The organism is Cytobacillus solani, assembly GCF_001420595.1.
GTDB classification, from domain to species: Bacteria; Bacillota; Bacilli; order Bacillales; family Cytobacillaceae; genus Cytobacillus; species Cytobacillus solani.
Map to the genome: position 1 here is coordinate 304361 of NZ_LJIX01000006.1, position 25122 is coordinate 329482.

The 25122-nt window shown below is 40.6% G+C and carries 23 protein-coding genes and 1 riboswitch; of the genes, 21 read left to right on the forward strand and 2 right to left on the reverse strand.

Annotation, left to right across the window (positions count from 1 at the left end):
- Positions 1-286 precede the first annotated feature (286 nt).
- The 14 genes from AN957_RS03395 to purD all read left to right on the forward strand — a co-directional run bounded on the left by AN957_RS03395 (position 287) and on the right by purD (position 14622).
- Complete coding sequence (locus AN957_RS03395; protein WP_056682304.1) at positions 287-832, forward strand: DUF2179 domain-containing protein; 546 nt, start codon at positions 287-289, stop codon at positions 830-832.
- On the forward strand, positions 825-1031 hold the full coding sequence (locus AN957_RS03400) for an NETI motif-containing protein (protein WP_053479298.1): 207 nt from the start codon (positions 825-827) through the stop codon (positions 1029-1031). The genes AN957_RS03395 and AN957_RS03400 overlap by 8 nt, the downstream gene beginning before the upstream one ends.
- Before the next feature lie 88 nt (positions 1032-1119).
- Positions 1120-1221: riboswitch (purine riboswitch) on the forward strand.
- A 262-nt stretch (positions 1222-1483) separates the two neighbouring features.
- Positions 1484-1972, forward strand: a complete 489-nt coding sequence (gene purE / locus AN957_RS03405; protein ID WP_053479297.1) for a 5-(carboxyamino)imidazole ribonucleotide mutase — start codon at positions 1484-1486, stop codon at positions 1970-1972.
- Positions 1959-3113, forward strand: a complete 1155-nt coding sequence (purK, locus tag AN957_RS03410; RefSeq protein ID WP_172797683.1) for a 5-(carboxyamino)imidazole ribonucleotide synthase — start codon at positions 1959-1961, stop codon at positions 3111-3113. Before purE ends, purK begins: the two co-directional genes overlap by 14 nt.
- Positions 3114-3116: 3 nt before the next feature.
- Positions 3117-4409, forward strand: coding sequence for an adenylosuccinate lyase (gene purB, locus AN957_RS03415; RefSeq protein WP_056682307.1), 1293 nt, complete (start codon positions 3117-3119; stop codon positions 4407-4409).
- A 266-nt stretch (positions 4410-4675) separates the two neighbouring features.
- Entirely contained in the window at positions 4676-5401 is a 726-nt protein-coding gene (gene purC / locus AN957_RS03420) for a phosphoribosylaminoimidazolesuccinocarboxamide synthase (RefSeq protein ID WP_053479295.1), read from the forward strand.
- Positions 5389-5643 (forward strand): phosphoribosylformylglycinamidine synthase subunit PurS, encoded by a 255-nt coding sequence (gene purS / locus AN957_RS03425; protein WP_056682309.1) that lies wholly within the window; start codon positions 5389-5391, stop codon positions 5641-5643. The genes purC and purS overlap by 13 nt, the downstream gene beginning before the upstream one ends.
- A complete protein-coding gene (gene purQ, locus AN957_RS03430) occupies positions 5640-6326 on the forward strand; it encodes a phosphoribosylformylglycinamidine synthase subunit PurQ (RefSeq protein ID WP_056682310.1) in 687 nt (228 codons plus the stop codon). The genes purS and purQ overlap by 4 nt, the downstream gene beginning before the upstream one ends.
- Entirely contained in the window at positions 6310-8526 is a 2217-nt protein-coding gene (gene purL / locus AN957_RS03435; protein ID WP_056682312.1) for a phosphoribosylformylglycinamidine synthase subunit PurL, read from the forward strand. Before purQ ends, purL begins: the two co-directional genes overlap by 17 nt.
- Complete coding sequence (purF, locus tag AN957_RS03440; RefSeq protein ID WP_056682314.1) at positions 8511-9926, forward strand: amidophosphoribosyltransferase; 1416 nt, start codon at positions 8511-8513, stop codon at positions 9924-9926. Before purL ends, purF begins: the two co-directional genes overlap by 16 nt.
- Positions 9927-10174: 248 nt before the next feature.
- A complete protein-coding gene (gene purM / locus AN957_RS03445; RefSeq protein ID WP_056682316.1) occupies positions 10175-11212 on the forward strand; it encodes a phosphoribosylformylglycinamidine cyclo-ligase in 1038 nt (345 codons plus the stop codon).
- Positions 11209-11793, forward strand: a complete 585-nt coding sequence (gene purN / locus AN957_RS03450) for a phosphoribosylglycinamide formyltransferase (protein WP_053479289.1) — start codon at positions 11209-11211, stop codon at positions 11791-11793. Before purM ends, purN begins: the two co-directional genes overlap by 4 nt.
- Positions 11790-13325, forward strand: coding sequence for a bifunctional phosphoribosylaminoimidazolecarboxamide formyltransferase/IMP cyclohydrolase (gene purH, locus AN957_RS03455; protein ID WP_053479288.1), 1536 nt, complete (start codon positions 11790-11792; stop codon positions 13323-13325). Before purN ends, purH begins: the two co-directional genes overlap by 4 nt.
- 25 nt (positions 13326-13350) lie before the next feature.
- Entirely contained in the window at positions 13351-14622 is a 1272-nt protein-coding gene (purD, locus tag AN957_RS03460) for a phosphoribosylamine--glycine ligase (protein ID WP_056682318.1), read from the forward strand.
- Here purD and AN957_RS28950 read toward each other — a convergent pair.
- Positions 14600-14713, reverse strand: coding sequence for an EYxxD motif small membrane protein (locus tag AN957_RS28950; protein WP_342668460.1), 114 nt, complete (start codon positions 14711-14713; stop codon positions 14600-14602). The genes purD and AN957_RS28950 overlap by 23 nt on opposite strands.
- A 55-nt stretch (positions 14714-14768) precedes the next feature.
- Positions 14769-15053, reverse strand: coding sequence for a YgaP family membrane protein (locus AN957_RS03465; protein ID WP_056682320.1), 285 nt, complete (start codon positions 15051-15053; stop codon positions 14769-14771).
- Between the two features lie 171 nt (positions 15054-15224).
- On the opposite strand from AN957_RS03465, the gene AN957_RS03470 reads away from it, so the two are divergent.
- The 7 genes from AN957_RS03470 to AN957_RS03500 all read left to right on the forward strand — a co-directional run bounded on the left by AN957_RS03470 (position 15225) and on the right by AN957_RS03500 (position 25079).
- Positions 15225-16967, forward strand: a complete 1743-nt coding sequence (locus tag AN957_RS03470) for an adenine deaminase C-terminal domain-containing protein (RefSeq protein ID WP_056682322.1) — start codon at positions 15225-15227, stop codon at positions 16965-16967.
- A gap of 108 nt (positions 16968-17075) precedes the next feature.
- The gene (locus AN957_RS03475; protein WP_056682325.1) at positions 17076-18137 is read left to right on the forward strand and encodes a DUF3048 domain-containing protein; all 1062 of its coding nucleotides are present in this window, start codon (positions 17076-17078) and stop codon (positions 18135-18137) included.
- 26 nt (positions 18138-18163) lie between these two features.
- A complete protein-coding gene (locus tag AN957_RS03480; protein ID WP_053479283.1) occupies positions 18164-18475 on the forward strand; it encodes a YerC/YecD family TrpR-related protein in 312 nt (103 codons plus the stop codon).
- 363 nt (positions 18476-18838) lie between these two features.
- The gene (pcrB, locus tag AN957_RS03485) at positions 18839-19546 is read left to right on the forward strand and encodes a heptaprenylglyceryl phosphate synthase (protein ID WP_053479282.1); all 708 of its coding nucleotides are present in this window, start codon (positions 18839-18841) and stop codon (positions 19544-19546) included.
- Positions 19547-19659: 113 nt separating this feature from the next.
- Complete coding sequence (gene pcrA, locus AN957_RS03490) at positions 19660-21885, forward strand: DNA helicase PcrA (protein ID WP_053479281.1); 2226 nt, start codon at positions 19660-19662, stop codon at positions 21883-21885.
- Positions 21886-21909: 24 nt separating this feature from the next.
- Positions 21910-23916, forward strand: coding sequence for an NAD-dependent DNA ligase LigA (ligA, locus tag AN957_RS03495; RefSeq protein ID WP_056682327.1), 2007 nt, complete (start codon positions 21910-21912; stop codon positions 23914-23916).
- 14 nt (positions 23917-23930) lie between these two features.
- Positions 23931-25079: a CamS family sex pheromone protein gene (locus tag AN957_RS03500; RefSeq protein ID WP_056682330.1), complete on the forward strand. Its 1149-nt coding sequence runs from the start codon at positions 23931-23933 to the stop codon at positions 25077-25079.
- The last annotated feature ends 43 nt before the right edge of the window (positions 25080-25122 follow it).

A 25122-nucleotide genomic window follows, 5' to 3' on the forward strand; every position in this document is an offset into this window, starting at 1 on the left:
AATAAATGAAAAAGCGAGTATAGAAAGGCTTAGAGTCAGCAAAGTAACTTTTTAGTTACATGAAAAAATGAGTATCCTACATCAACAAACTCTTCCGGGATGTAACTCACGATGGAAGTATTCTATTTGTATTTATCGTTTCAAGAGCTATAAAACAGGTTAAAATAAATATATGACTAGTAAATTTTTTAAAAGGTACGCAAACACCCATTTATTCTATAAAATAAGAACTCACTGAGCCTTAGCTGCTAAGGATGAATCCATTACCCTAAAAGGAGGATTTTCATTGCTCGAAAATAGTTTTATAATGGTCGTGATAATTCTTGTGATCAATATCGTGTATGTTTCCTTTTTTACAATCAGGATGATTTTGACACTAAAAGGGCAAAGATATCTTGCGGCATTCATTAGCACAATTGAAGTGGTCATTTATGTGATTGGACTTGGGCTTGTTCTAGATAATCTAAATGAAATAAAGAATTTGATTGCCTATGCCGTTGGTTATGGGATTGGTGTCATAGTTGGCATGAAGATTGAGGAGAAGCTTGCGCTTGGTTATATTACTGTAAATGTGATTACGAAGGAATATGATAAAGATGTTCCGAAGATGTTAAGGGATAAAGGGTATGGCGTAACAAATTGGGCTGCAAACGGTTTAGAAGGTGATCGAATGGCTCTGCAAATTTTAACGCCAAGAAAGTATGAATTAAAGCTTTACCAAACAATTAAAGAGCTAGACCCAAAGGCGTTTATTATCGCATACGAGCCTAAAACGATTCATGGCGGTTTCTGGGTGAAATCAGTAAAGAAAGGAAAGTTGTTTCGTGAGTAAGGAAAAACAGAAAATATTATTTGAGGTACAGGAAAATGAAACAATAGATATGTGCCTTGATCGAATAAAAAAAGCTGGCTATATGCCTGTAAAAAGAACGGAGAAGCCGATTTTTGAAGAAATTAAAAATGGTGCGACTGTAACCTATGAACCAGTAGGCCGGCAAATTATCTTCGAAGCGAAAGTTATCCAATCGTAAAACACGAACGATAGATGTATGACTTCTGTTAATGTTCGATTTTAGGTTGACATGACTCATATAAAGTTGATAAGATGAATATAGAAGTTAAAAATGAACTGAATACCCTCGTATAATAATGGGAATATGGCCCATAAGTTTCTACCCGATAACCGTAAATTATTGGACTATGAGGGAAAGTCGATAAGCCCGGCGAATGAAGAAAGTTATCCAATTGAAGTATGGATACTCTATTCATTATGCTTATTTGTGCCCGGTCAGATTACTTTCTCTCATTGTAGAAAGAGTCTGTCCGGGTTTTTTATATTGTACCGTAGATTAACGGGATGTAAGACCCCCACTTCAAGAAGTTGAGGGAACAAAAAATTCTAAGTGTGGGATCTAACAGCCGTAAATGCCCGGTTTCACTTTATTGAAAAATGATAGATTTATAGATGAACTGGAGGAGAATAATGGTGACAAAAGTAGCTGTAATCATGGGAAGCAAGTCAGACTGGGAAACAATGAAGCATGCTTGCAAGGTACTAGATGAGCTCGAAGTGGGATACGAAAAAAAGGTTGTTTCCGCACACCGCACTCCAGATTTAATGTTTTCATATGCGGAAAGTGCAAGAGGAAGAGGAATAAAGGTGGTTATTGCTGGAGCAGGTGGAGCTGCTCACCTTCCAGGAATGGTCGCTGCAAAAACAACCCTGCCCGTAATAGGGGTTCCTATTCAATCCAAGGCATTAAATGGTCTTGATTCTTTGTTATCTATTGTGCAAATGCCGGGGGGAGTTCCTGTAGCAACGGTAGCAATCGGAAAAGCTGGAGCAACGAATGCGGGATTGCTTGCTGCACAGATTATAGGTACACAAGATGCTATCATTGCTGACCGTTTAGAACAGAAAAGAGAGAATACAAAACAGGAAGTTTTAGAAAGTAGTGATGAACTTGTCTAATAAGGTCATTTTACCAGGCCAAACAATAGGGATTATTGGCGGGGGCCAGTTAGGGCGGATGATGGCGATTGCAGCCAAGGCCAATGGATTCAGAATTGCTGTGCTAGACCCCGCTGAGGATTCTCCGTGCGGGCAGGTTGCTGACTACAAGATTATTGGTGAGTATGACAGCCTTCATTCAATCCAAGAACTTGCAAAGATGAGTGATGTAATCACTTATGAATTTGAAAATATAAATGCAGAGGCTCTAAGCTGGTTATGCAGGAATGCCTATGTTCCACAAGGAACTGCTTTATTGGAAATTACTCAGGATCGCATACAAGAGAAGGCTGCTATCCAAAGTGCTGGCTTAGTGGTCGCACCATATGCCGTAATCGAAACGGAAGAGGCAATTTATGATAATATAGATAAGTTCGGGCTTCCAGCGGTATTAAAAACTTCCAGAGGCGGCTATGATGGAAAAGGTCAATATGTAATAAAAAGCAAAGAAGAGATAACAGAGGCAAAACAGCTTCTTAATCAAGGCATATGTGTTCTAGAAAAATGGATTCCCTTTGAAAAGGAGATTTCAGTAATTATTTGCCGAAACAGCAAAGCTGAAATAGCTGTGTTTCCAGTGGCAGAAAATATCCATAGAGAGAACATTCTTCATCAGACCATTGCGCCAGCAAGAGTAACAAGGCATGTTGAGGAACAAGCAGTACAAGCTGCTAAGCAGCTGGCAGAGAACTTGGAACTCGTTGGAACATTAGCAGTAGAAATGTTCCTGACCAAAGATGGTCAAATTTACATTAATGAGTTAGCTCCAAGACCTCATAATTCAGGACATTATTCGATCGAAGCTTGTGAAACTTCTCAATTTGAGCAGCATATTCGCGCGGTTTGTAATTGGCCGCTTGGACAAACGAGGCTATTAAAACCAGCAGTAATGGTAAATATATTAGGAGAACATCAGCAAGGAATCATTGATCAGATTCCTTCATTGTCCGACTGGAAAATTCATTTATACGGTAAAGAAGAAGCCAAGTATAAACGCAAAATGGGCCATGTCACGCTTTTACGTGATTCAGTTGAAGAGGCTTTGGCTGAAATGGAGAAAAGCAAGATATGGGCCGATGTGACAGAAAAGATCGGAGGATAAAACATGATTGAACGTTATACAAGACCAGAGATGGGGGCTATTTGGACAGAGGAAAACCGTTTTCAGGCATGGCTAGAAGTTGAAATTCTAGCATGTGAAGCTTGGGCAGAACTCGGTGACATTCCAAAGGAAGATGTCCAAAAAATCCGTGAAAAGGCATCATTTGATATTCAGCGAATTAAAGAAATTGAGGAAGAAACGAGACATGATGTTGTTGCTTTCACGCGTGCCGTGTCAGAAACACTTGGTGAAGAGCGCAAATGGGTTCACTACGGTTTAACATCAACGGACGTAGTAGATACCGCACTTTCCTACACAATTAAACAAGCAAATAACATTTTGTTAAAGGACTTAGAGCGTTTTGTTGAGATATTAAAAAATAAAGCAAAAGAGCATAAGCATACTGTTATGATGGGTCGTACACATGGGGTTCATGCGGAGCCGACTACTTTTGGATTAAAGCTTGCTCTTTGGTACGAGGAAATGAAGCGAAATCTTGAGCGTTTTAAAGAGGCAGCAGCAGGAGTAGAATATGGGAAGATTTCAGGGGCAGTTGGAACATACGCAAATATTGACCCATTTGTTGAAAAATATGTATGTGAAAAGCTCGGCCTGCAGCCTGCGCCAATTTCCACACAGACATTGCAGCGTGATCGTCATGCACATTATATGAGCACGATCGCACTCATTGCGACTTCCATTGAAAAATTTGCAACTGAAATTCGCGGCTTGCAAAAGAGTGAAACGCGTGAGGTAGAGGAGTTCTTTGCAAAGGGCCAAAAAGGCTCATCTGCCATGCCGCATAAACGCAACCCGATTGGTTCAGAGAATATGACAGGAATGGCAAGGGTCATTCGCGGGTACATGATGACAGCGTATGAAAATGTAGCATTATGGCATGAGCGTGATATTTCCCATTCATCTGCTGAAAGAATCATTCTTCCGGATGCAACAATTGCATTGAATTACATGCTGAACCGATTTGGCAATATTGTGAAGAACTTAACGGTCTTCCCGGAAAATATGAAACGCAATATGGATCGTACACTTGGTTTAATCTATTCCCAACGTGTTCTTCTTGCACTAATTGATAAAGGCTTAACTCGTGAAGAGGCATATGATACTGTTCAGCCTAAAGCAATGGAGGCATGGGAAAAACAAGTTCACTTCCGCAGTCTCATTGAGCAGGATGAAACAATCACGGCAAAGCTATCTTCAGCAGAAATTGATGATTGCTTTGACTATAACTATCATATCAAACATGTAGATACCATTTTTGATCGTTTAGGATTATAAGAAAAGCGGAAGCGCCTTGGTCATCGCCGTACAAACTGGAAGGACCGCGACTGAGATAAAGGAAACACGGTGAGCGAAAGCGAACCGATGTTGACTTATCATAGGGAGGGGGCTGAAGTTTGATAGGCGATAGGCGCTGGAGCTAGACAATTCTCTAACTCCAAAGTTATATTTTCGTATCTAATAAAAAATAAGAGGTAAGAGCATTTCTTACCTCTTTAATAAAAATAAAATTCCCAATCTTCTTAAAATAGGAGGCTTTCCAAGTGGAAAAAGGAACATTGTTATATGAAGGCAAGGCTAAAAAAATTTACGAAACAAACGATCAGCGTATTGTTTGGATTGAGTATAAAGATTCAGCAACTGCTTTTAACGGAGAGAAGAAGGCAAGCATTACCGGGAAAGGCCGTTTGAATAACGAGATTACTAGTTTGCTATTTTCGAAGATTCAAGAGCTTGGGATTGATTCCCACTTCATTAAAAAGGTTTCAGAAACGGAACAGCTTGTAAAAAAGGTAGAAATTATACCACTTGAAACGGTTGTCCGTAATATTTCCGCTGGAAGCTTTGCCAAAAGATTGGGAGTAGAAGAAGGCTCCCCACTCGTAAGGCCAATCGTAGAGTTTTATTTAAAAGATGATGTACTGGGAGATCCCCTTCTAACAGAGGACCATATTGAAGTCCTTCAGCTTGCCGGCAAAGATGACGTCGAAATTTTAAAAGAAAAGGCACTGAAAGTAAACGAAGTGTTATCTGATTTATTCAAAGAGCTAGGCATTCGCCTTGTCGACTTTAAGCTTGAATTTGGGAAAGACCAAGATGGACATATTCTGCTAGCTGACGAAATTTCGCCTGATACGTGCAGGCTTTGGGATATTCAAACGAATGAGAAGCTAGATAAGGATGTATTCCGCAGAGACCTGGGTAATTTGACAGATGCTTATGAAAATATTCTAGCCAGACTGGGAGGCCAATCAGTATGTACAAAGTAAAGGTATTCGTCACATTAAGAGAAAGTGTGCTAGATCCTCAAGGAACAGTAGTGAAAAGCTCGCTCCATTCGCTAAATTATCAGGAAGTTACAGATGTCCGTATCGGTAAATACATGGAATTGACGATTGAAAAGTCTGATCAGCCAATTGATGAAGCAGTGAAGGAAATGTGTGAACGTTTACTAGCCAATGTTGTCATTGAAGATTACCGTTATGAAATTGAGGAGGCTGTTGCTCAGTGAGATTTGCGGTCATTGTTTTTCCTGGATCCAATTGTGACGTCGACATGTATCATGCCGTGAAGGATGAGCTTGGTGCTGAAGTGGAATATGTTTGGCATGACAGAGAAAGCTTAGATGAGTATGACGGCATTCTTCTTCCCGGAGGCTTTTCTTACGGGGATTACCTCCGCTCCGGTGCGATTGCTCGCTTTAGCAATGTAATGAAAGAGGTTGTGAAAGCCGCAGAAGCAGGGAAGCCAGTTTTAGGCGTCTGCAATGGCTTTCAAATTTTATTAGAAGCAGGACTTCTGCCCGGTGCAATGAGAAGAAATGAAAGCTTGAAGTTTATTTGCCGCCAAGTAGAATTGACGGTTGAAAATAACCATACGATGTTTTCGTCTGCATATGAAAAAAATGAAGTGATTACAATCCCTATCGCCCACGGTGAAGGCAACTATTATTGTGATGAAGAAACGCTGGCTAAATTGAAGGAAAACAACCAAATTGTTTTCACTTATAACGGCAGCAATCCAAATGGAAGTTTAGAAGATATTGCGGGTATCATCAATGAAAAAGGAAATGTTCTTGGGATGATGCCGCACCCTGAAAGAGCAGTGGATGAGCTTTTAGGAGGAGCAGATGGCTTGAAACTTTTTCAATCGATCGTAAAACAATGGAGGGAAGCACATGTCGTTAATGCTTGAACCAAATCCAGAACAATTAAAGGCACAGAAGGTATACAAAGAAATGGGATTGTCGGATGAAGAATTTGCGATGATTGAAAAGATTCTCGGGCGTCTGCCAAATTATACAGAAATCGGTCTGTTTTCTGTTATGTGGTCCGAGCACTGCAGCTATAAAAATTCCAAGCCAGTCTTAAAAAAGTTCCCAACTACCGGTGAGAAGGTACTCCAAGGACCGGGAGAAGGTGCAGGGATTGTTGATATCGGTGACGGGCAGGCTGTTGTTTTTAAGATTGAAAGCCATAACCACCCTTCAGCAATCGAGCCTTATCAAGGAGCGGCTACAGGAGTTGGCGGAATTATCCGTGATGTCTTTTCAATGGGTGCACGTCCTGTTGCTATGCTTAATTCCTTACGCTTTGGGGAGCTGGACAATGCACGTACGAAGTATCTGTTTAAAGAAGTGGTTGCTGGTATTGCAGGGTATGGAAACTGTATTGGGATTCCGACAGTCGGCGGGGAGATACAATTTGAATCAGCCTATGAAGGAAACCCATTAGTTAATGCGATGTGTGTTGGATTAATTGATCATAAGGATATTCAAAAAGGCCAGGCACATGGTGTTGGCAATACAGTGATGTATGTAGGAGCAAAAACCGGACGTGATGGAATTCATGGAGCGACTTTCGCTTCTGAGGAATTAACCGATCAATCAGAGGAAAAGCGTCCTGCTGTTCAAGTAGGTGATCCCTTCATGGAGAAGCTTTTACTTGAAGCGTGTCTTGAACTCGTGAAATCAGATGCCCTAGTGGGTATTCAAGATATGGGAGCAGCGGGTCTGACAAGCTCATCAGCTGAAATGGCGAGTAAGGCAGGATCAGGCATTGAAATGAATCTCGACCTTGTTCCTCAGCGAGAAACAGGCATGACTGCTTATGAAATGATGCTCTCTGAATCACAGGAGAGAATGTTAATTGTCGTTAAAAAAGGCAGGGAGCAAGAAATTGTGGATCTGTTCTCCAAGTACGAACTTGAAGCGGTAGCAATAGGCAGGGTTACAGATGATAAAATGCTTCGCCTTATCCATAACGGAGAAATCGTAGCAAATGTTCCTGCGGATGCTCTTGCAGAAGAGGCACCTGTCTACTATAAACCATCCCGTGAACCGGAATATTATCGTGAATTTCAAGCAATGGAAAATGAAATTCCTGCAGTTGCTGATTATAAGGAAACGCTGATCAAATTGCTTCAGCAGCCGACGATTTCAAGCAAAGAGTGGGTATATGATCAGTACGATTATATGGTTCGTACGAATACAGTAGTTGCACCTGGATCTGATGCTGCGGTGATCCGAATTCGCGGAACACGGAAAGGTCTAGCAATGACAACGGATTGCAATTCACGTTATATGTACTTAGATCCAGAAACAGGCGGCAAGATTGCTGTCGCAGAAGCGGCTAGAAATATTGTTTGTTCTGGAGGAGAGCCTTTGGCTATAACGGATAACTTGAATTTCGGCAGCCCAGAAAAACCGGAAATTTTCTGGCAGATTGAAAAATCAGCTGATGGAATTAGTGAAGCTTGCCGTATTTTAAACACCCCTGTTATTGGCGGAAATGTATCTTTATATAATGAAACAAATGGAGCAGCTATTTATCCAACACCTGTTATTGGGATGGTCGGACTTGTTGCAGATATAGAGCATGCGACAACTCAGAGCTTTAAATCAGCTGGAGATCTTATTTATCTGTTAGGAGAAACGAAGGATGAGTTTGGCGGAAGTGAACTGCAAAAGCTAACATATGGCAAGATATTTGGGAAAGCACCTGAGCTTGATTTAGAAAAAGAAGCCAAGTTCCAAAATCAAGTATTACAAGCCATTCGTGAGGGTCTGATTGCTTCTGCTCACGATGTCGCTGAGGGTGGATTGGCTGTTGCTGCTTCGGAGAGTCTTATGGGTTCGGATGGCCTTGGAGCAAATATAAATATTGCAGGTAATACGGTATCTGCATTGTTCAGTGAATCCCAATCCAGATTCTTGCTATCAGTGAAAAAAGAGCATCAGCAAGCGTTTGAAAGCTTAGTAGATGCTAGGCTAATTGGAGAAGTCACAGATTTGCCTGTCCTTCAAATTTCTTCAGAGGAAGGGCTAGTGCTTGCCGAGCAGGTTGAAGTATTGAAAGAAGCCTGGAAAGGAGCAATCCAATGCTTGCTGAATTAAAAGGATTGAATGAGGAATGTGGCATCTTTGGTGTTTGGGGACATCCTGAAGCTTCGCAAATTACTTATTACGGGCTTCATAGCCTGCAGCACCGTGGCCAAGAAGGTACAGGTATTGTTGTAACAGATGGTGTGAAATTGAAGGGGAAAAAAGGAGAGGGGCTTGTTTCAGAAATTTTCACTTCTGAAGCGATTCAGGAACTGGAAGGAAACGCTGCTATCGGACACGTAAGGTATGCCACAGCAGGAGGCGGCGGTTATGAAAATGTCCAGCCGCTGCTGTTCAATTCTCAAAGCGGGAGCCTTTCTCTTTGCCATAATGGGAATTTAATTAATGCCACTGCATTACGGAGTCAGCTCGAGGCTCAAGGAAGCATTTTTCAAACAAGCTCGGATACAGAGGTGCTGGCTCATTTAATTAAACGTGGAGGCTTCTCTTCCTTTAAAGATAGGGTGAAAAATGCACTATCTATGGTTAAGGGTGCTTATGCCTTTCTCATTATGACGGAAACAGAATTGATGGTAGCACTAGATCCGAACGGGATGAGACCACTTTCTTTAGGGAAAATTGGCGATGCCTATGTTGTTGCATCAGAAACATGTGCCTTTGACATCGTTGGAGCCGAATTTGTGCGCGATGTGCTGCCGGGTGAATTGCTTATTATTGATGATCAAGGATTCCGTTCAGAAATGTTTGCATTTGCTTCTAATATCGCTATGTGCACAATGGAATATATCTATTTTTCTCGTCCTGACAGCAATATTAATGGAATTAATGTTCATACAGCAAGGAAAAATCTTGGAAAACAATTAGCCATCGAGGTTCCAGTTGAGGCAGATGTTGTCACAGGTGTTCCAGATTCCAGCATATCGGTTGCGATTGGCTATGCCGAGGCATCTGGGATTCCGTACGAAATGGGACTAATCAAAAACAAATATGTTGGCCGTACATTCATTCAGCCTTCCCAATCGTTAAGGGAGCAAGGGGTGAAAATGAAGCTTTCTCCTGTTCGAGGTGTGGTGGATGGAAAAAGAGTCATTATGGTAGATGATTCCATTGTCCGCGGGACGACAAGCAGAAGAATCGTTTCTATGCTTAAAGAAGCAGGTGCAACAGAGGTACATGTATTAATTAGTTCACCGCCCATTAAAAATCCTTGTTTCTATGGGATTGATACTTCTACAAAAGAAGAGCTGATTGCTGCTAACCATTCAGTTGAAGAAATTAGAGAGATAATCGGTGCAGATACACTCACTTTTCTTAGTGTAGAGGGCATGGTAGAAGCGATTGGACGAAAGGAAGACGGGGAAACACGCGGCTCATGCCTTGCATGCTTTACTGGAAAGTATCCAACGGAGATCTACCCTGTCTCTTCAGAGGATAAGGTTCCTACTGTTTAATGACATATGAAAAGGAAAGCGGCATTGGCAAGATGTCGTTTTTCTTTTCAAAAAGTGCAAAAACATAAAGTTGGAGAATTGTCTAGCGCAAGCGGACTATAACTATCAAACTTCAGGTCTCCTCCCTACGATAAGTCAACATCGGTTCGCTCACGCTCACCGTGTTTCCTTTATCGAAAGGAAGAGCTCCTCCAGTTTGTACGGCGATGATCAAGGCGCTTGCGCTGTTCTTATAGGAGGAAAATATAATGGCGAATGCTTATAAACAAGCCGGTGTGGACATTGAAGCTGGTTACGAAGCGGTTTCCCGTATGAAAAAACATGTGCAAAAGACCATCCGCCCAGGGGTGCTTGGTGGTTTAGGCGGTTTTGGGGGTATGTTTGATCTATCTGTCTTAAATTTAAAGGAGCCTATACTTGTTTCAGGTACGGACGGTGTCGGAACGAAATTGATGCTTGCCTTTCAGATGGATAAACACGATACAATCGGGATTGATGCAGTTGCAATGTGTGTAAATGATATTGTTGTACAAGGTGCAGAGCCTTTGTATTTCTTAGATTATATTGCATGCGGAAAAGCAGAACCAGCTAGAATTGAGGCCATTGTTAAGGGGATTTCTGAAGGCTGTGAACAGGCGGGCTGTGCACTTGTTGGTGGAGAAACGGCGGAAATGCCAGGCATGTATAGTGAGGAAGAATATGATCTCGCTGGGTTTTCTGTTGGTGCCTGTGAAAAATCACGGCTGGTTGATGGTATAAATATTCAGTCAGGTGATGTATTAATTGGTCTAGCTTCCAGTGGCATTCATAGCAACGGATACTCGCTTGTAAGAAAGCTATTTTTTGAGAAAGCAAATATAGCATTAACAGAGTATGTGGATGAATTAGGCTGCACGTTAGGGGAGGAGTTGCTGCGCCCGACAAAAATCTACGTAAAATCAATTTTATCTGCATTGGATAAGTTTCCCATTAAAGGAATGGCCCATATTACTGGCGGTGGATTTATTGAAAATATCCCCCGTATGCTGCCTGAGGGATTAGGTGCTGAACTGATTGAAAGCAACTGGGAGGTGCCAGCTGTATTCAGGCTGATGGAGGAAATTGGCGGGCTGGATCGTAAGGAAATGTACAATATTTTTAATATGGGAACAGGTATGGTCATTGCAGTAGATGAGGCAAGAGCAAATGAAGTGATGGCTCATTTTAATAGCTTAGGTGAAAAAGCTTATGTCATTGGTAAAGTAGTAGAGAAACCAGGTGTTGAAATATATAGGGGTACCCTATGAAAAATATCGCCATATTTGCTTCCGGGACCGGCACAAACTTTCAGGCGATTGTAGATGCTGTAAAGACAGATAAGCTATCTGCAGTTATTAAGCTGCTCGTCTGTGATCGCCAAGACGCATACAGCATTGAGAGAGCGATAAAAGAAAAAATCCCATCGTTTGTATTTACGGCAAAAGAGTATGCAAGTAAAGAAGAGTACGAGACAGAGATTTTACAGAGATTAAAAGAATTAGAGATTGATTATGTCGTCCTGGCAGGCTATATGCGCTTAATCGGTCCAACGCTTCTTAAAAACTACGAGGGCAGGATTATTAATATTCATCCTTCTCTTTTGCCTGCCTTTCCGGGAAAGGATGCCATCGGCCAAGCGCTTAAAGCAAAGGTGAAGGAGAGCGGTGTATCCATTCATTTCGTTGATGAAGGGATGGATACTGGTCCAATTATTGCACAGCAATCTGTTTCGCTGAGTGAAAATGAAACAATTGAAAGTCTCCAAGCCAAAATACATGAAATTGAACATAAATTATACCCGCAAGTATTGCAGCGATTATTTACAACTAGTCAGGAGGATAACAAATGAAAAAAAGAGCGCTTATCAGTGTGTCCGATAAACAAGGTGTAACGGCATTCGCCAAGCAATTAAGTGAGCAAGGCTATGAAATTATCTCGACTGGCGGTACGAAAAAGGCATTGGAAGAAAGTGGCGTTCCTGTAATCGGAGTGAGTGATGTAACGGGGTTCCCAGAAATTCTAGAAGGGCGAGTAAAAACTTTAAATCCAATGATTCACGGGGGGCTTCTGGCTAAGTTTGATGAGCCTGCCCATAAGGCACAGCTTGAAGAACATCATATTGAGCCTATCCAAATTGTCTGTGTTAACTTATATCCTTTCCAGCAAACGATCGCTAAACCAGATGTAACGGTAGAAGATGCGATTGAAAATATTGATATCGGCGGACCTGCCATGCTGCGAGCATCAGCTAAAAATCATGAGCATGTAACTGTAGTTGTGGATCCAGCAGATTACGAAACGGTTCTATCTCAATTAAAAGCTGAAGGTGGAGTTGAAAAGGAAACCCGCAGGAAGCTTGCCGCAAAGGTTTTTCGTCATACAGCAGCATATGATGCGATGATTGCAGACTATATGACAAACCTTGTAAACGAAGAAGTGCCAGAAAAGCTTACAGTTACTTTTGAACGAAAGCAATCACTAAGATACGGAGAGAATCCGCATCAAAAGGCAGCTTTCTATCGTAAGCCCCTTGGTTCTGAATTTTCAATTGCTAACGCAGAGCAGCTGCATGGAAAAGAGCTTTCCTATAATAACATTAATGATGCCGATGCTGCCCTGCAAATCGTTAAAGAGTTTACGGAGCCTGCCGCTGTAGCTGTGAAGCATATGAATCCATGTGGAATTGGCAGCGGAACAACCGTTTATGATGCGTTTTCAAAGGCGTTTGCAGCTGATCCGGTTTCTATTTTTGGCGGAATTATCGCTTTTAATCGGGAGGTTGATGAAGAAACGGCCAGAAAGCTGTATGAAATCTTCCTTGAAATCATTATTGCCCCAGCCTTTACAAAAGAAGCACTGGCTATATTAACTGGGAAAAAGAATCTTCGTTTATTAACTATCCCTTTTCCTACAAGTGGAAAGGAAGAAATAAGACTTACTTCGGTTGAAGGCGGATTGCTTGTTCAGCAATATGATCAATACACATTGGATCATGCTAACGTATCTGTGCCAACAAAGAGGGAGCCTTCTGAGGAGGAATGGAAGGCGCTCAAGCTAGGCTGGAAAGTCGTAAAACACGTGAAATCAAATGCAATTGTCGTGAATAATGCAGACATGACGCTTGGGATTGGAGCTGGCCAAATGAACCGAGTAGGTGCTGCAAAAATTGCCCTTGAACAGGCAGGCGAAAAGGCTGCTGGAGCGGTTATGGCATCTGATGCTTTCTTTCCAATGAATGACACCGTTGAAGCAGCAGCAAAGGCAGGCATTACAGCAATCATTCAGCCAGGCGGCTCTGTAAGAGACGAGGATTCGATCAAAAAAGCAGACGAGTACGGAATTGCTATGGTTTTTACAGGGGTAAGGCACTTTAAGCATTAATCGAATCTTTGGGGGTGTGCCAGAAATGAAGGTATTAGTCATTGGCAGAGGCGGCCGTGAGCACGCAATCTGCAGAAAGCTATTTGAAAGTCCAACAGTAGAGCGAGTATTTGTAGCACCCGGAAATCCAGGAATGGAAGATGTCTCTCAGTTAGTGGATATTCAGGAAAGTGACCAAGAAAGGCTAGTCCATTTTGCGAAAGAAAATGACATTGGTTTAACGGTAATTGGCCCAGAAGTTCCTTTATTAGCTGGGATTGTAGATCATTTTCAGAGTGAGAGATTGACCGTTTTCGGTCCGAAAAAAGAGGCAGCTGTTATAGAAGGAAGTAAATCCTTCGCCAAGGAATTAATGAAAAAGTATGGGATTCCAACGGCTGAGTATGCGGTATTTTCTAACTATGAGGAAGCTCTTGCTTACTTGGAAGAAAAAGGTGCACCGATTGTCATTAAAGCAGATGGCTTAGCAGCTGGAAAAGGAGTCACTGTTGCGATGACAATGGAGGAAGCGAGAGATAGCCTTAAGGAAATGCTCTTAGATGAAAGATTCGGCAACGCTTCTACAACAGTCGTCATGGAGGAATTTTTAACAGGTGAGGAAATTTCTCTTATGGCTTTTGTGAACGGAGAAGTCGTCATTCCACTTGAAATTGCTCAAGATCATAAGCGCGCATATGATGGGGATTTAGGCCCTAATACAGGCGGAATGGGTGCCTATTCACCTGTACCGCATATAAGTAATGAGATTATTAAAGAGGCTGTGAAAACAATTCTGCAGCCAACTGCTAAAGCTCTTGTCCAAGAAGAAAGAGAATTTTGCGGAGTTTTATATGCCGGATTAATTATTACAGAATCTGGACCGAAAGTAATTGAGTTTAATGCACGATTTGGAGATCCCGAAACACAGGTAATCCTTCCAAGAATGAAATCTGATTTGGCTGACGTGTTGCTAGCAGTTATCAATGGAAATACACCTGAAATCATTTGGGATGAAGAAGTTATGCTTGGTGTTGTTGCAGCTTCAGTCGGATACCCAGACGAATACCAAAAAGGTGCCGTACTGGAAGGGCTAGATGAAATAAATTCCGATGTTTACGTATTCCATGCGGGGACCGACAAAAATAATCTAGGACTTTTTCTCACAAATGGCGGACGTGTCCTATTAGCTGGTGCAAAGGCAAAGACACTGGAAGAAGCGCAAAACAAGGTGTATGCTCAATTGAAAAAAGTCCATTGCACAGGCATCTTTTATCGTAAGGATATTGGGCATCGGGCTATTCAGCACGCCCTTTATTAGATTTTCGAATAAATACAAATAGCAAAGCAACGATACTGCCAATCAACGCAATCAATACAAATGACATATCAGTTAAATACTCCCAAAACATATGAATCGCTCCTTTTTATGAAGCCCCCAATTGATGGGGGCTATTTTGAATACACTTACGAAGGGTTATATGGAAGGATATCGCTGATTTCGATATCTTCCCCGTTCCCATTTTGGTTCATTGAACCAAGAAGTTCTTGTCTATTTTCAAAAAGAGCGGTTATTGGGCAAAAACGGACAATTCCTTCAGCCACCTTCATTGCTCCAAGAAATGCTAGGATCATGTATGATTCACGCCAAGGTTTTTTCGTAAGCTTTGCTGTACTGCAAGCCACTAGTGTGAGCCCACAAGTAATGCGGATTAATGCATTGACAATCCCGATATTCGGTTTGATATTCATTCCTTTACCCTCCTCTTGAATATTTCATAAACTTTTCTATTTCTTTAATGCGTTAAATAGTGAATTATGGTAATATAAAACAAACTATGAAAGGGCTTTCTTGTTTGATTTATAGCCATTTTAACTAATAACAAATACAGATAAATAAAGAAACTAGAGGGAGGGATTCTTGTGCTGGAACAGCGTTACCGTTGGAAAAACAAATATTTACGTGATCATGTTTCTGTATTAGATGGAAAACTTTCCCCGACGCTATTACTGAAAAATGCACGTTATCTTAATCAAGCATTTCGTAAGTGGATGACGGCAAATATTTGGATATATAATGACCGCATCGTTTATGTGGGGGAAATGCTGCCTGTAACCATCAAAAATTGTGAAGTTGTGGATTGTGAAGGCTTAATGCTTGTTCCAGGTTATATAGAGCCCCATGCCCACCCGTTTCAATTATATAATCCCCATTCGTTTGCGAGCTATGCATCTCAGTTTGGTACAACGACGCTAATTAATGATAATATGGTCCTTGCATTGCAGATGGATAAAAATAGAGCGTTCTCTTTTTTAAGTGAATTAAGGAATCTTCCTTCAACTATGTATTGGTGGTGCAGATTTGATGCACAAACAGAAATTCAAAATGAAGAGGTGATCTTTTCTCATCGGAATGTAAAATCATGGCTTGAACATGAGGCTGTTCTTCAGGGAGGAGAACTGACAGCCTGGCCGAAATTATTAGCTGGCGATGACTTAATGCTTCATTGGATACAGGAAGCGAAGAGAATGAGAAAGAAAATTGAAGGCCATTTTCCGGGTGCATCAGAAAAAACGTTGGCAAAATTAATGCTGCTTGGGGCAGATTGTGATCATGAAGCGATGACCGGGAAGGAAGTATATAACCGGTTAATGCAAGGCTACACCGTATCTTTACGATATTCTTCGATCCGTCCAGATTTGCCGGTACTTCTGGATGAAATGCATGAGCTTGGAATTGATTATTATGATCAAATGATTTTTACAACGGATGGTTCTTCCTCTTCCTTCTATGAGCAGGGAATGATTGATCATATGATTCGGATTGCGATTGAAAAGGGTGTTCCGGTGATTGATGCCTATAATATGGGGACGATTAATATTGCTCGTTATTATCAAATCAATCATCTTCATGGAGCGATTGCAACCGGAAGAGTGGCGAATATAAATTTCCTTTATTCTGAAACAGACCCGACACCCATTTCCGTACTGGCTAAGGGGAAATGGGTGAAAAAGGATGGACTGCCATTGGATGCTTATCCCGATATTTCTTGGGGAGATAAGGGGTTTGAACCTTTAACGATAAATTGGAATCTTTATCCGGAAGATTTGCAGTTCTCAATGCCATTCGGGATAAAAATGGAAAACGCAGTCATTACAAAACCATATTCCATATCGATTGATGCCTCAGTTGATCGGTTGAATGATACGAACGATGAATGTTTTTTCGTGTTAATTGATAAAAATGGCCGATGGCGGATGAATACATTATTAAAGGGATTTGCTGATCGTTTAGATGGTTTAGCGAGCTCGTTTTCTAATACTGGTGATATTATACTAATCGGCAAAAACAAGGAAGACATGATGAAGGCTTTTTATCGAATGAAGGAGCTTGGAGGAGGCATCGTTGTTTCTGACAAAGGGGAAATTGTTCAAGAAATTCCTCTAAAAGTCAAAGGTGTAATGTCTGATCAAAAAGTTGAAACGTTAATTGAACAAGAAAAGAAACTTCTTGTCTATTTGAGAGAAAGAGGCTATCAATTTTCTGATCCGATTTATTCACTTTTATTTTTTTCATCCACTCATTTGCCGTATATTCGGATCACTCAGCAAGGAATGTATGATGTGATGAATAAAACAGTACTCTTTCCAACGATAATGCGTTAAAATATAAAAGAGTTTGATGATTTACCAATACGTATCATGAAATTGATTCATTAATTTTGCAACATATTCAGCTTAAATAAACGACGAGATCAAATACCGAGGTGCTCTATGTTTAATAGATGGATGGCTGTTTCAATTGCTGTCTTACTCTTAATTGCAGGCTGCAGCAAAAATGATCATACAGCCGTTGAAAATGAAGATGAATTGAATGAGATTCCGGAAGAAGAATCTATTGTGGATTCTAGTGAAGAAGATCTTCCTTATCAATTTCCGTTAACTGGTGTTGGGACAGAAAGTAAATCGGATAGCCGAGCGGTTGCGGTTATGATCAATAATGATCCGAAAGCCCGTCCGCAATCAGGACTTGAGAAAGCAGATATCGTTTATGAATTATTGGCGGAAGGAAATATAACGCGATTTCTTGCTATTTACCAGAGTGAACAGCCAGAGAAAATTGGTCCTATACGAAGCGCAAGGGATTATTATATTGAGTTAGCAAAAGGGTATGACAGTCTATATATTGCCCATGGGTATAGTCCAGAGGCGAAGGATATGCTTGATAAAGGCTATATTGATAACTTAAATGGGATTACCTATGATGGAACACTTTTTAAGCGTGCAAGTTTCCGGAAGGCTCCTCATAATTCTTATATTTCATTTGAAAATATCCTTAAGGGAGCAGAGAAAAGAAGCTATGAAATGGATGATGCACCATCTGCGCTTACTTTCTTGAATGAAAGTGAGTTAGAAAATCTAAATGGAGAAGAAGCACTATCGGTTATGGTATCCTATTTTAACAGCAATATTTTTAATTCCATTTATGAATATGATGAAGAGCTTGAAAAGTATAAACGGTATACAAATGGAGAACTGACTAAGGACTATGAGTCCGAAGAGCCAGTATTGCTGGATAATATTTTTATTGTCGAAACTGATCATAAAGTGATTGATAATGCAGGGCGCAGAAAGATTGATTTAACTTCAGGCGGCAGGGCGTATTTACTTCAAAAAGGGAAATGGAAAGAAGTAAAATGGGAAAATGTCGATGGGAAAATTCTGCCTGTCATAAATGGAAAACAAGCAGGGCTTGTACCCGGAAGGACTTGGATTAATATCATTCCTTCAAGCCCTGGTCTTGAACAAACGGTTTCTTTTGATGTAAAGGAATAGTAATTTTATACAAAGGGGATACATGCATGCAAATTGATAAACTAAGAGGAAAAGAACTCGATCAGCTTTTTAATTCAATTTTGTCATTAAATGATTTAGAAGAATGCTATCGTTTCTTCGATGATTTATGTACGGTCAATGAGATTCAATCCCTTGCCCAGCGGCTAGAGGTTGCCCGCATGCTCCGCGAAGGGAAAACCTATCATAAAATTGAAACAGAAACTGGAGCAAGTACAGCAACAATTTCTCGCGTCAAGCGCTGCTTAAACTACGGAAATGACGCATATGAAATGGCATTAGAACGGATAAAGAAAGAAGATGCAGAAACAGCAGAATAATTTATGGGTAGGACAGACTTGCAAAGGTGAAGTCAGTTTATAAATGTCTGTTAGCAGGTTAAGCGAAGAAAGCTTGGAACATTCGTTGTTTCAGGCTTTTTTGATTTTCTTGTAAACCCATAGAAAAAGGTCACTCATAATAGGAATGAAGACCAAAATTGCTCAGGCCGCCGAAAAAAAGTCTTTCATAAGTGAGAGGAAGTCCCAACTTGAACCGTACATCATACAGGTTAAAGAACCACCCCTTCCTGCCAGTTCCTCTTATGATTGTCAGTGCAAATCAAGGCGTCTGCGCTTTACTTTTTTCATCATTATACTAATGATATAATGGTGAAATGGAATGATAGAATGGGGGAAGTATGGATGTATAATGTCCGCGAGTGGCGACATGTGTTTAAACTCGATCCGAATAAAAGTATTTCTGATGAACACTTAGAAATGATTTGTGAATCAGGAACAGATGCGATAATTGTTGGTGGAACGGATGGCGTTACTTTAGAAAAGGTGCTTGATTTAATGTCACGAGTCCGCAGGTATACAGTTCCTTGCGCACTTGAGGTATCTGCGATTGATTCAATTACACCAGGATTTGATTTCTACTTTATTCCGACTGTTTTAAATAGTACGGATACAAAATGGATTACAGGGCTTCATCATGAGGCAGTTAAAGAATTTGGCGAAGTGATGAATTGGGAAGAAATTTTAGTCCAAGGCTATTGTATTCTTAATGAAGAGTGCAAGGCAGCCCAACTTACGAATGCGAAGACAGCATTATCAATAGATGAGGTTAAAGCATATGCGATGATGGCAGAAAAAATGTTCCAGCTGCCGATTTTTTATCTAGAATATAGTGGAACATATGGCGATCCAGCAACAGTATCTGAAGTGAAAAAAATATTAGAGAAGACTACTTTGTTTTACGGCGGTGGGATTGAAACAGCAGAGCAGGCGAAGGAAATGGCTGCGGCTTCAGATGTCATAGTCGTTGGAAACATTATATATACAGATGTAAGTGCTGCACTTAAAACAGTACCCGCAGTAAAAAGTACACCTCTCGGACAAATTAGTTAGGTTTGTGTGTGAGAAATTTTATAAAAAAACTCTTTTATAGAACTTGATTCGTAATAGAAGAAGATTTAGAATCAATTCAAGAACATATGTTTGTATGGTGGTGAAGAAAGTCGATGAATTATTTATCAGATAAACTATTAAATGGATTGAATCCACAGCAGCAGCATGCGGTAAAGGCAACAGATGGCCCCCTTTTGATCATGGCAGGGGCAGGCAGTGGAAAGACAAGAGTATTAACTCATCGAATCGCTTATTTAATGGTTGAAAAAGGGGTAAACCCTTATAATATTTTGGCGATTACTTTTACAAATAAAGCGGCAAGAGAGATGAGAGAACGGATTCAAAGAATGATGGGTGGAGCAGCGGATGAAATTTGGATTTCTACCTTTCACTCGATGTGTGTACGAATTTTAAGAAGAGATATTGATCGGCTTGGTTTTAACCGGAATTTCACAATTCTCGATACGACGGATCAGCAATCAGTTATTAAATCAATATTAAAGGATAAAAACCTTGATCCGAAAAAGTTTGATCCTCGTGCAATACTCGGATCAATCAGCTCAGCAAAAAATGAGTTAACAACACCTGAGGAATTCGCAAAAACGGCAGGCGACTATTTTCAGAATGTAATCAGTGATGTGTATACTGAATACCAGAAAAGATTGAGAAGAAATCACGCATTAGATTTCGATGATCTAATTATGACAACGATTCAGTTATTTCAGCGGGTGCCAGAAGTACTTGAATATTATCAGCGCAAATTCCAGTATATTCACGTGGATGAGTATCAGGATACGAACAGGGCTCAATATATGCTTGTAAAGTTTCTTGCTGCACGTTTTAGAAATCTTTGTGTTGTTGGTGATTCAGACCAATCCATTTATCGCTGGCGAGGGGCCGATATTGCCAACATCCTCTCATTTGAGAAGGATTACTCAAATGCACAGGTCATTTTGCTCGAGCAAAACTACCGTTCCACCAAAAGAATTCTTCAAGCAGCCAATGAAGTCATCGGAAGGAATATGAATCGAAAGCCGAAAAATCTTTGGACGGAGAATTTGGAAGGAAATAAAATCTTCTATTACCGAGCAGATAGTGAACAAGGTGAGGCACAATTTGTTGTTGGAAAAATTAAAGAATTGATGCGTGAAGGGAATCGAAATCTATCTGATATCGCCATTTTATATCGAACGAATGCACAATCACGTGTGATGGAGGAAGTGCTTCTAAAATCGAATATGGAGTACTCAATTGTTGGCGGAATCAAGTTCTATGATCGAAAAGAGATTAAGGATATTCTTGCCTACTTGCGTTTAATTGCCAATCCTGATGATGATATCAGCCTTCAAAGGATCATTAATGTACCAAAGCGTGGAATCGGCTCTGGTTCCATTGATAAGATTGCCAATTTCGCTTTGCTCCATGAAATGACAATGTTTGATGCGCTGGATTCAATCGATCTAATTGGTCTAAGTCCAAAAATAACAAAAGCAGCAGCTGAATTTAGAGATCTAATCAAAAGTTATACTCGAATGCAGGAATACCTTTCTGTAACAGAGCTTGTCGAGGAAATATTGGAGAAATCAGGCTACAGAGAAATGCTTGTTGCGGAAAAATCAATTGAAGCGCAGAGCCGACTTGAAAACCTGGAAGAATTTCTTTCCGTGACTAAAAATTTTGAAGAAGGCAGTGAAGACAAAAGCCTTGTTGCTTTTTTAACCGATTTGGCACTTGTCGCAGATATTGATAAGTTAGATGATGATGGAGAAAAAGCGGATGCAGTTGTACTAATGACCCTTCATTCAGCAAAAGGACTGGAATTCCCAGTTGTCTTTTTAATTGGTTTAGAGGAAGGGGTATTTCCTCACAGCCGCTCTTTAATGGAAGAAGCGGAAATGGAAGAAGAGCGCCGTCTCGCCTATGTAGGAATCACAAGAGCGGAGGAAGAACTGTTTATTACAAACGCTCAGATGCGTACATTGTTCGGACGAACAAATATGAATCTGCCATCACGCTTTATTAAAGAAATTCCTGAAGAACTATTAGACGGCGTGCAGCCTGCTCAAAAAACTGCTTCACCTTTTGGAGCTTCATCATTTGGCACTGCATCTTCAAGACAGCCGCAAAGAAAGCCAGTTATTCGCCCTGCGATGAATACAACTGGCGGGGATGAACTCGGCTGGAAGGTTGGCGATAAGGCAGTTCACGGCAAATGGGGAACAGGGACAGTTGTTAGTGTTAAAGGAGATGGAGAGAGCACCGAACTTGATATTGCTTTTCCAAAACCAATCGGCATTAAAAGGTTACTGGCTAAATTTGCACCGATTACAAAAGGCTAATGTTATCTAGAAAGGGTTGGATATATGGACCTTCAGACTGCTGAAATAAAAGTAAAAGAATTACAAACATTGCTCAATCAATATAATTATGAGTACCATGTCCTTGACCAGCCATCTGTTCCGGATTCAGAATATGACCGGCTGCTTAAAGAACTGATAGAAATAGAAACTCAATATCCTGAACTGAAAACGACAGATTCTCCAACTCAGCGTGTTGGTGGAGAAATCCTTGATATGTTCGAGAAGGTACAGCATCAATCTCAAATGCTAAGTCTGGGAAATGCCTTTAATGAACAGGATCTTAGGGACTTTGATCGTCGAGTTCGACAGTCTGCAGGGGAAAATGTTTCATATGTATGTGAATTGAAGATCGATGGATTAGCAGTTTCCCTGCGCTATGAAGAGGGCTTATTTGTCCTCGGGGCAACGCGCGGAGATGGCTCAATAGGTGAAAATATTACTGCAAATTTACGAACCATTCGTTCCATTCCTTTGCGCTTAAATAAAGATCTATCCATGGAAGTACGTGGAGAAGCATTTATGCCGAAACGTTCTTTCGAGGCTTTAAATAAGCTGAAGGCTGAAAAAGGAGAGGATGCCTTTGCAAATCCTCGAAATGCTGCAGCAGGTTCTTTAAGACAGCTGGATCCGAGAATAGCAGCATCAAGAAATCTTGATGTGTTTCTATATGGAGTGTCAGATACAGGTGAGACAGGTGTTGAATCCCATAGTGAGGCACTGGATTTATTAGATACACTTGGCTTCAAGACAAATAAAGAACGGAAAAAATGCGCAAATATAGAAGAAGTCCTGGAATTTATCGAAAAATGGACAAGCGAGCGGCCAAACCTCGTGTATGATATTGATGGGATCGTAATCAAAGTAGATTCTCTTGATCAGCAGCAGGAGCTTGGGACAACAGCGAAAAGTCCGCGCTGGGCCATTGCCTATAAGTTTCCTGCAGAAGAAGTCGTCACGACTTTAAAGTCGATCGAGTTGAGTGTGGGCAGAACAGGTGTGATTACTCCTACTGCGATTCTTGAGCCTGTACGTGTAGCAGGAACAACGGTTCAACGTGCCTCCCTTCATAATGAAGATCTTATTCGTGAGAAGGATATCAAAATGGGTGATCAAGTGGTTATAAAAAAAGCTGGGGATATTATTCCAGAGGTAGTCAATGTTTTAGCAGAACGCAGAACAGGAGAAGAAGTTGAGTTTCACATGCCAACTCACTGCCCGGAATGCGAAAGTGAACTCGTCCGTTTGGATGGCGAGGTTGCTCTGCGCTGTATAAATCCGAAGTGTCCTGCACAAATACGAGAAGGTTTAATCCACTTTGTATCCCGCAATGCAATGAATATTGACGGTCTTGGTGAAAAAGTAATCAGCCAGTTATTTTCCAAAAATCTAATACAGGATGTAGCTGACATATATAAGCTTACCTTTGAACAGCTTATTGGGCTTGAACGCATGGGTGAAAAATCTGCAAATAATCTGCTGGAAGCAATAGAAGCCTCCAAGGTTAATTCTCTTGAAAAGCTATTATTTGGTCTGGGGATTCGACATGTAGGCGCGAAAGTAGCCAAAACATTGGCCCAGCAATTTGTACAGATGGATGAATTAATGAATGCAGGCTACGAACAATTAACGGCAATTAATGAAATAGGGGAGAAAATGGCGGATTCCATTGTCAGTTATTTTGAATTGGAAGAAGCAAGAGCGCTGATAGATGAATTGAAAGCTGCGGGAGTCAACATGGAATATACCGGGCCAAAGCGTGTATCCATAGAGCAATCAGAATCGATTTTTGCCGGAAAGACAGTCGTGCTTACTGGAAAGTTAGAGAAGCTGAAGAGAAATGAAGCAAAGGACAAAATCGAAGCTCTAGGCGGCAATGTATCTGGTAGTGTCAGCAAGAAAACAGATATTGTTATCGCTGGTGAAGATGCAGGATCAAAGCTTGCAAAAGCACAGGAATTAGGAATTGAGATTTGGGACGAGGAGAGACTGATTGAAGAATTAAATGTGTAAGAGGTGGAAATGCCATGAAGAAAATAATAATGCTATCTCTGTCTCTTGTTCTTCTGCTTACAGGCTGTGCGCCGAACTTTAATAAGCAGGAGGAGGTCGTTCAGGATAAAGGAGACGCAAAAGAGAAAGCGATCATACCAAACTACAAAATTTCAGATAATTACTATCAAACAATTCTGCCTTTCAAACCAAGTAAGTCAAGAGGGCTTGTCGTTAATAATATTAATTCGAAATTTAATCTTACTGAATTTGAGACAGGGCTAATGAGAGTGGCTCAGAATATGTATGATACAGATAAATATGTATTTCAAGAAGGGCAATTTATAGAAAGCGATCAAGTACGTCTTTGGCTAAATCGCAAGTATTCGGCTGCACAATTAAAGGAAAAAAAATTAGAGGAAGAAGACAACCTCGGTCTTAATCCTCTTGATAATGGAAAAGAAGAAACACCAAAATATCTTGCACATATTTTAGAGCATGATTATTATGAGAAAATTGAAGAGGGAAAATATAAATTAGGTGGAGTAGTTGTTGGTCTAGCCTTGAACTCGGTATATTATTATCAAAAAGTTCAATTCGGCGCTTGGTATGAAACGAAAATTGATCATGCAGAGCTAGAAAAAGAAGGAAAAAAGCTTGCCGATGAAGTATTAAAGCGATTACGTAAAATAGATAAATTAAAGGATGTTCCTATTACAATTGCTTTATTTGAACAACAAAGCAGGACATCCGTTGTTCCGGGTACTTTCTTTACCTATGCGAATGCAGAAAAGGGAAGTGCCAATCTTGGAGGCTGGGAAAAGGTAAATGAGAAATACCTCCAATTCCCATCAACAGAAGCATCGGAGAGCTATCGAGACGATGCAAATGCTTTTCTCAATTTTAAACAGGATGTAGAAGCCTATTTTCCTAATTTTAATGGAGTAATAGGGAAGGCTTTTTATGCAGATGGACAACTTCAGGAGCTTAATATTAGTATTCCTATTCAATTCTATGGAAAAGCAGAAGGAATTGGCTTCACACAATATGTGACCGCCCTTGTTGTGAAGCATTTTCCTGCTTATATTTCTGTGCAAGTGGAAATTTCATCAGTGAATGGTCCAGAAGGGCTTATTGTCCGTAAAGCAGATCAAAACGAGCCATTTGTTCATATATATCAATAAGAAAATTGGAGATAATATGACTGATTGTAAGAATCACACTATT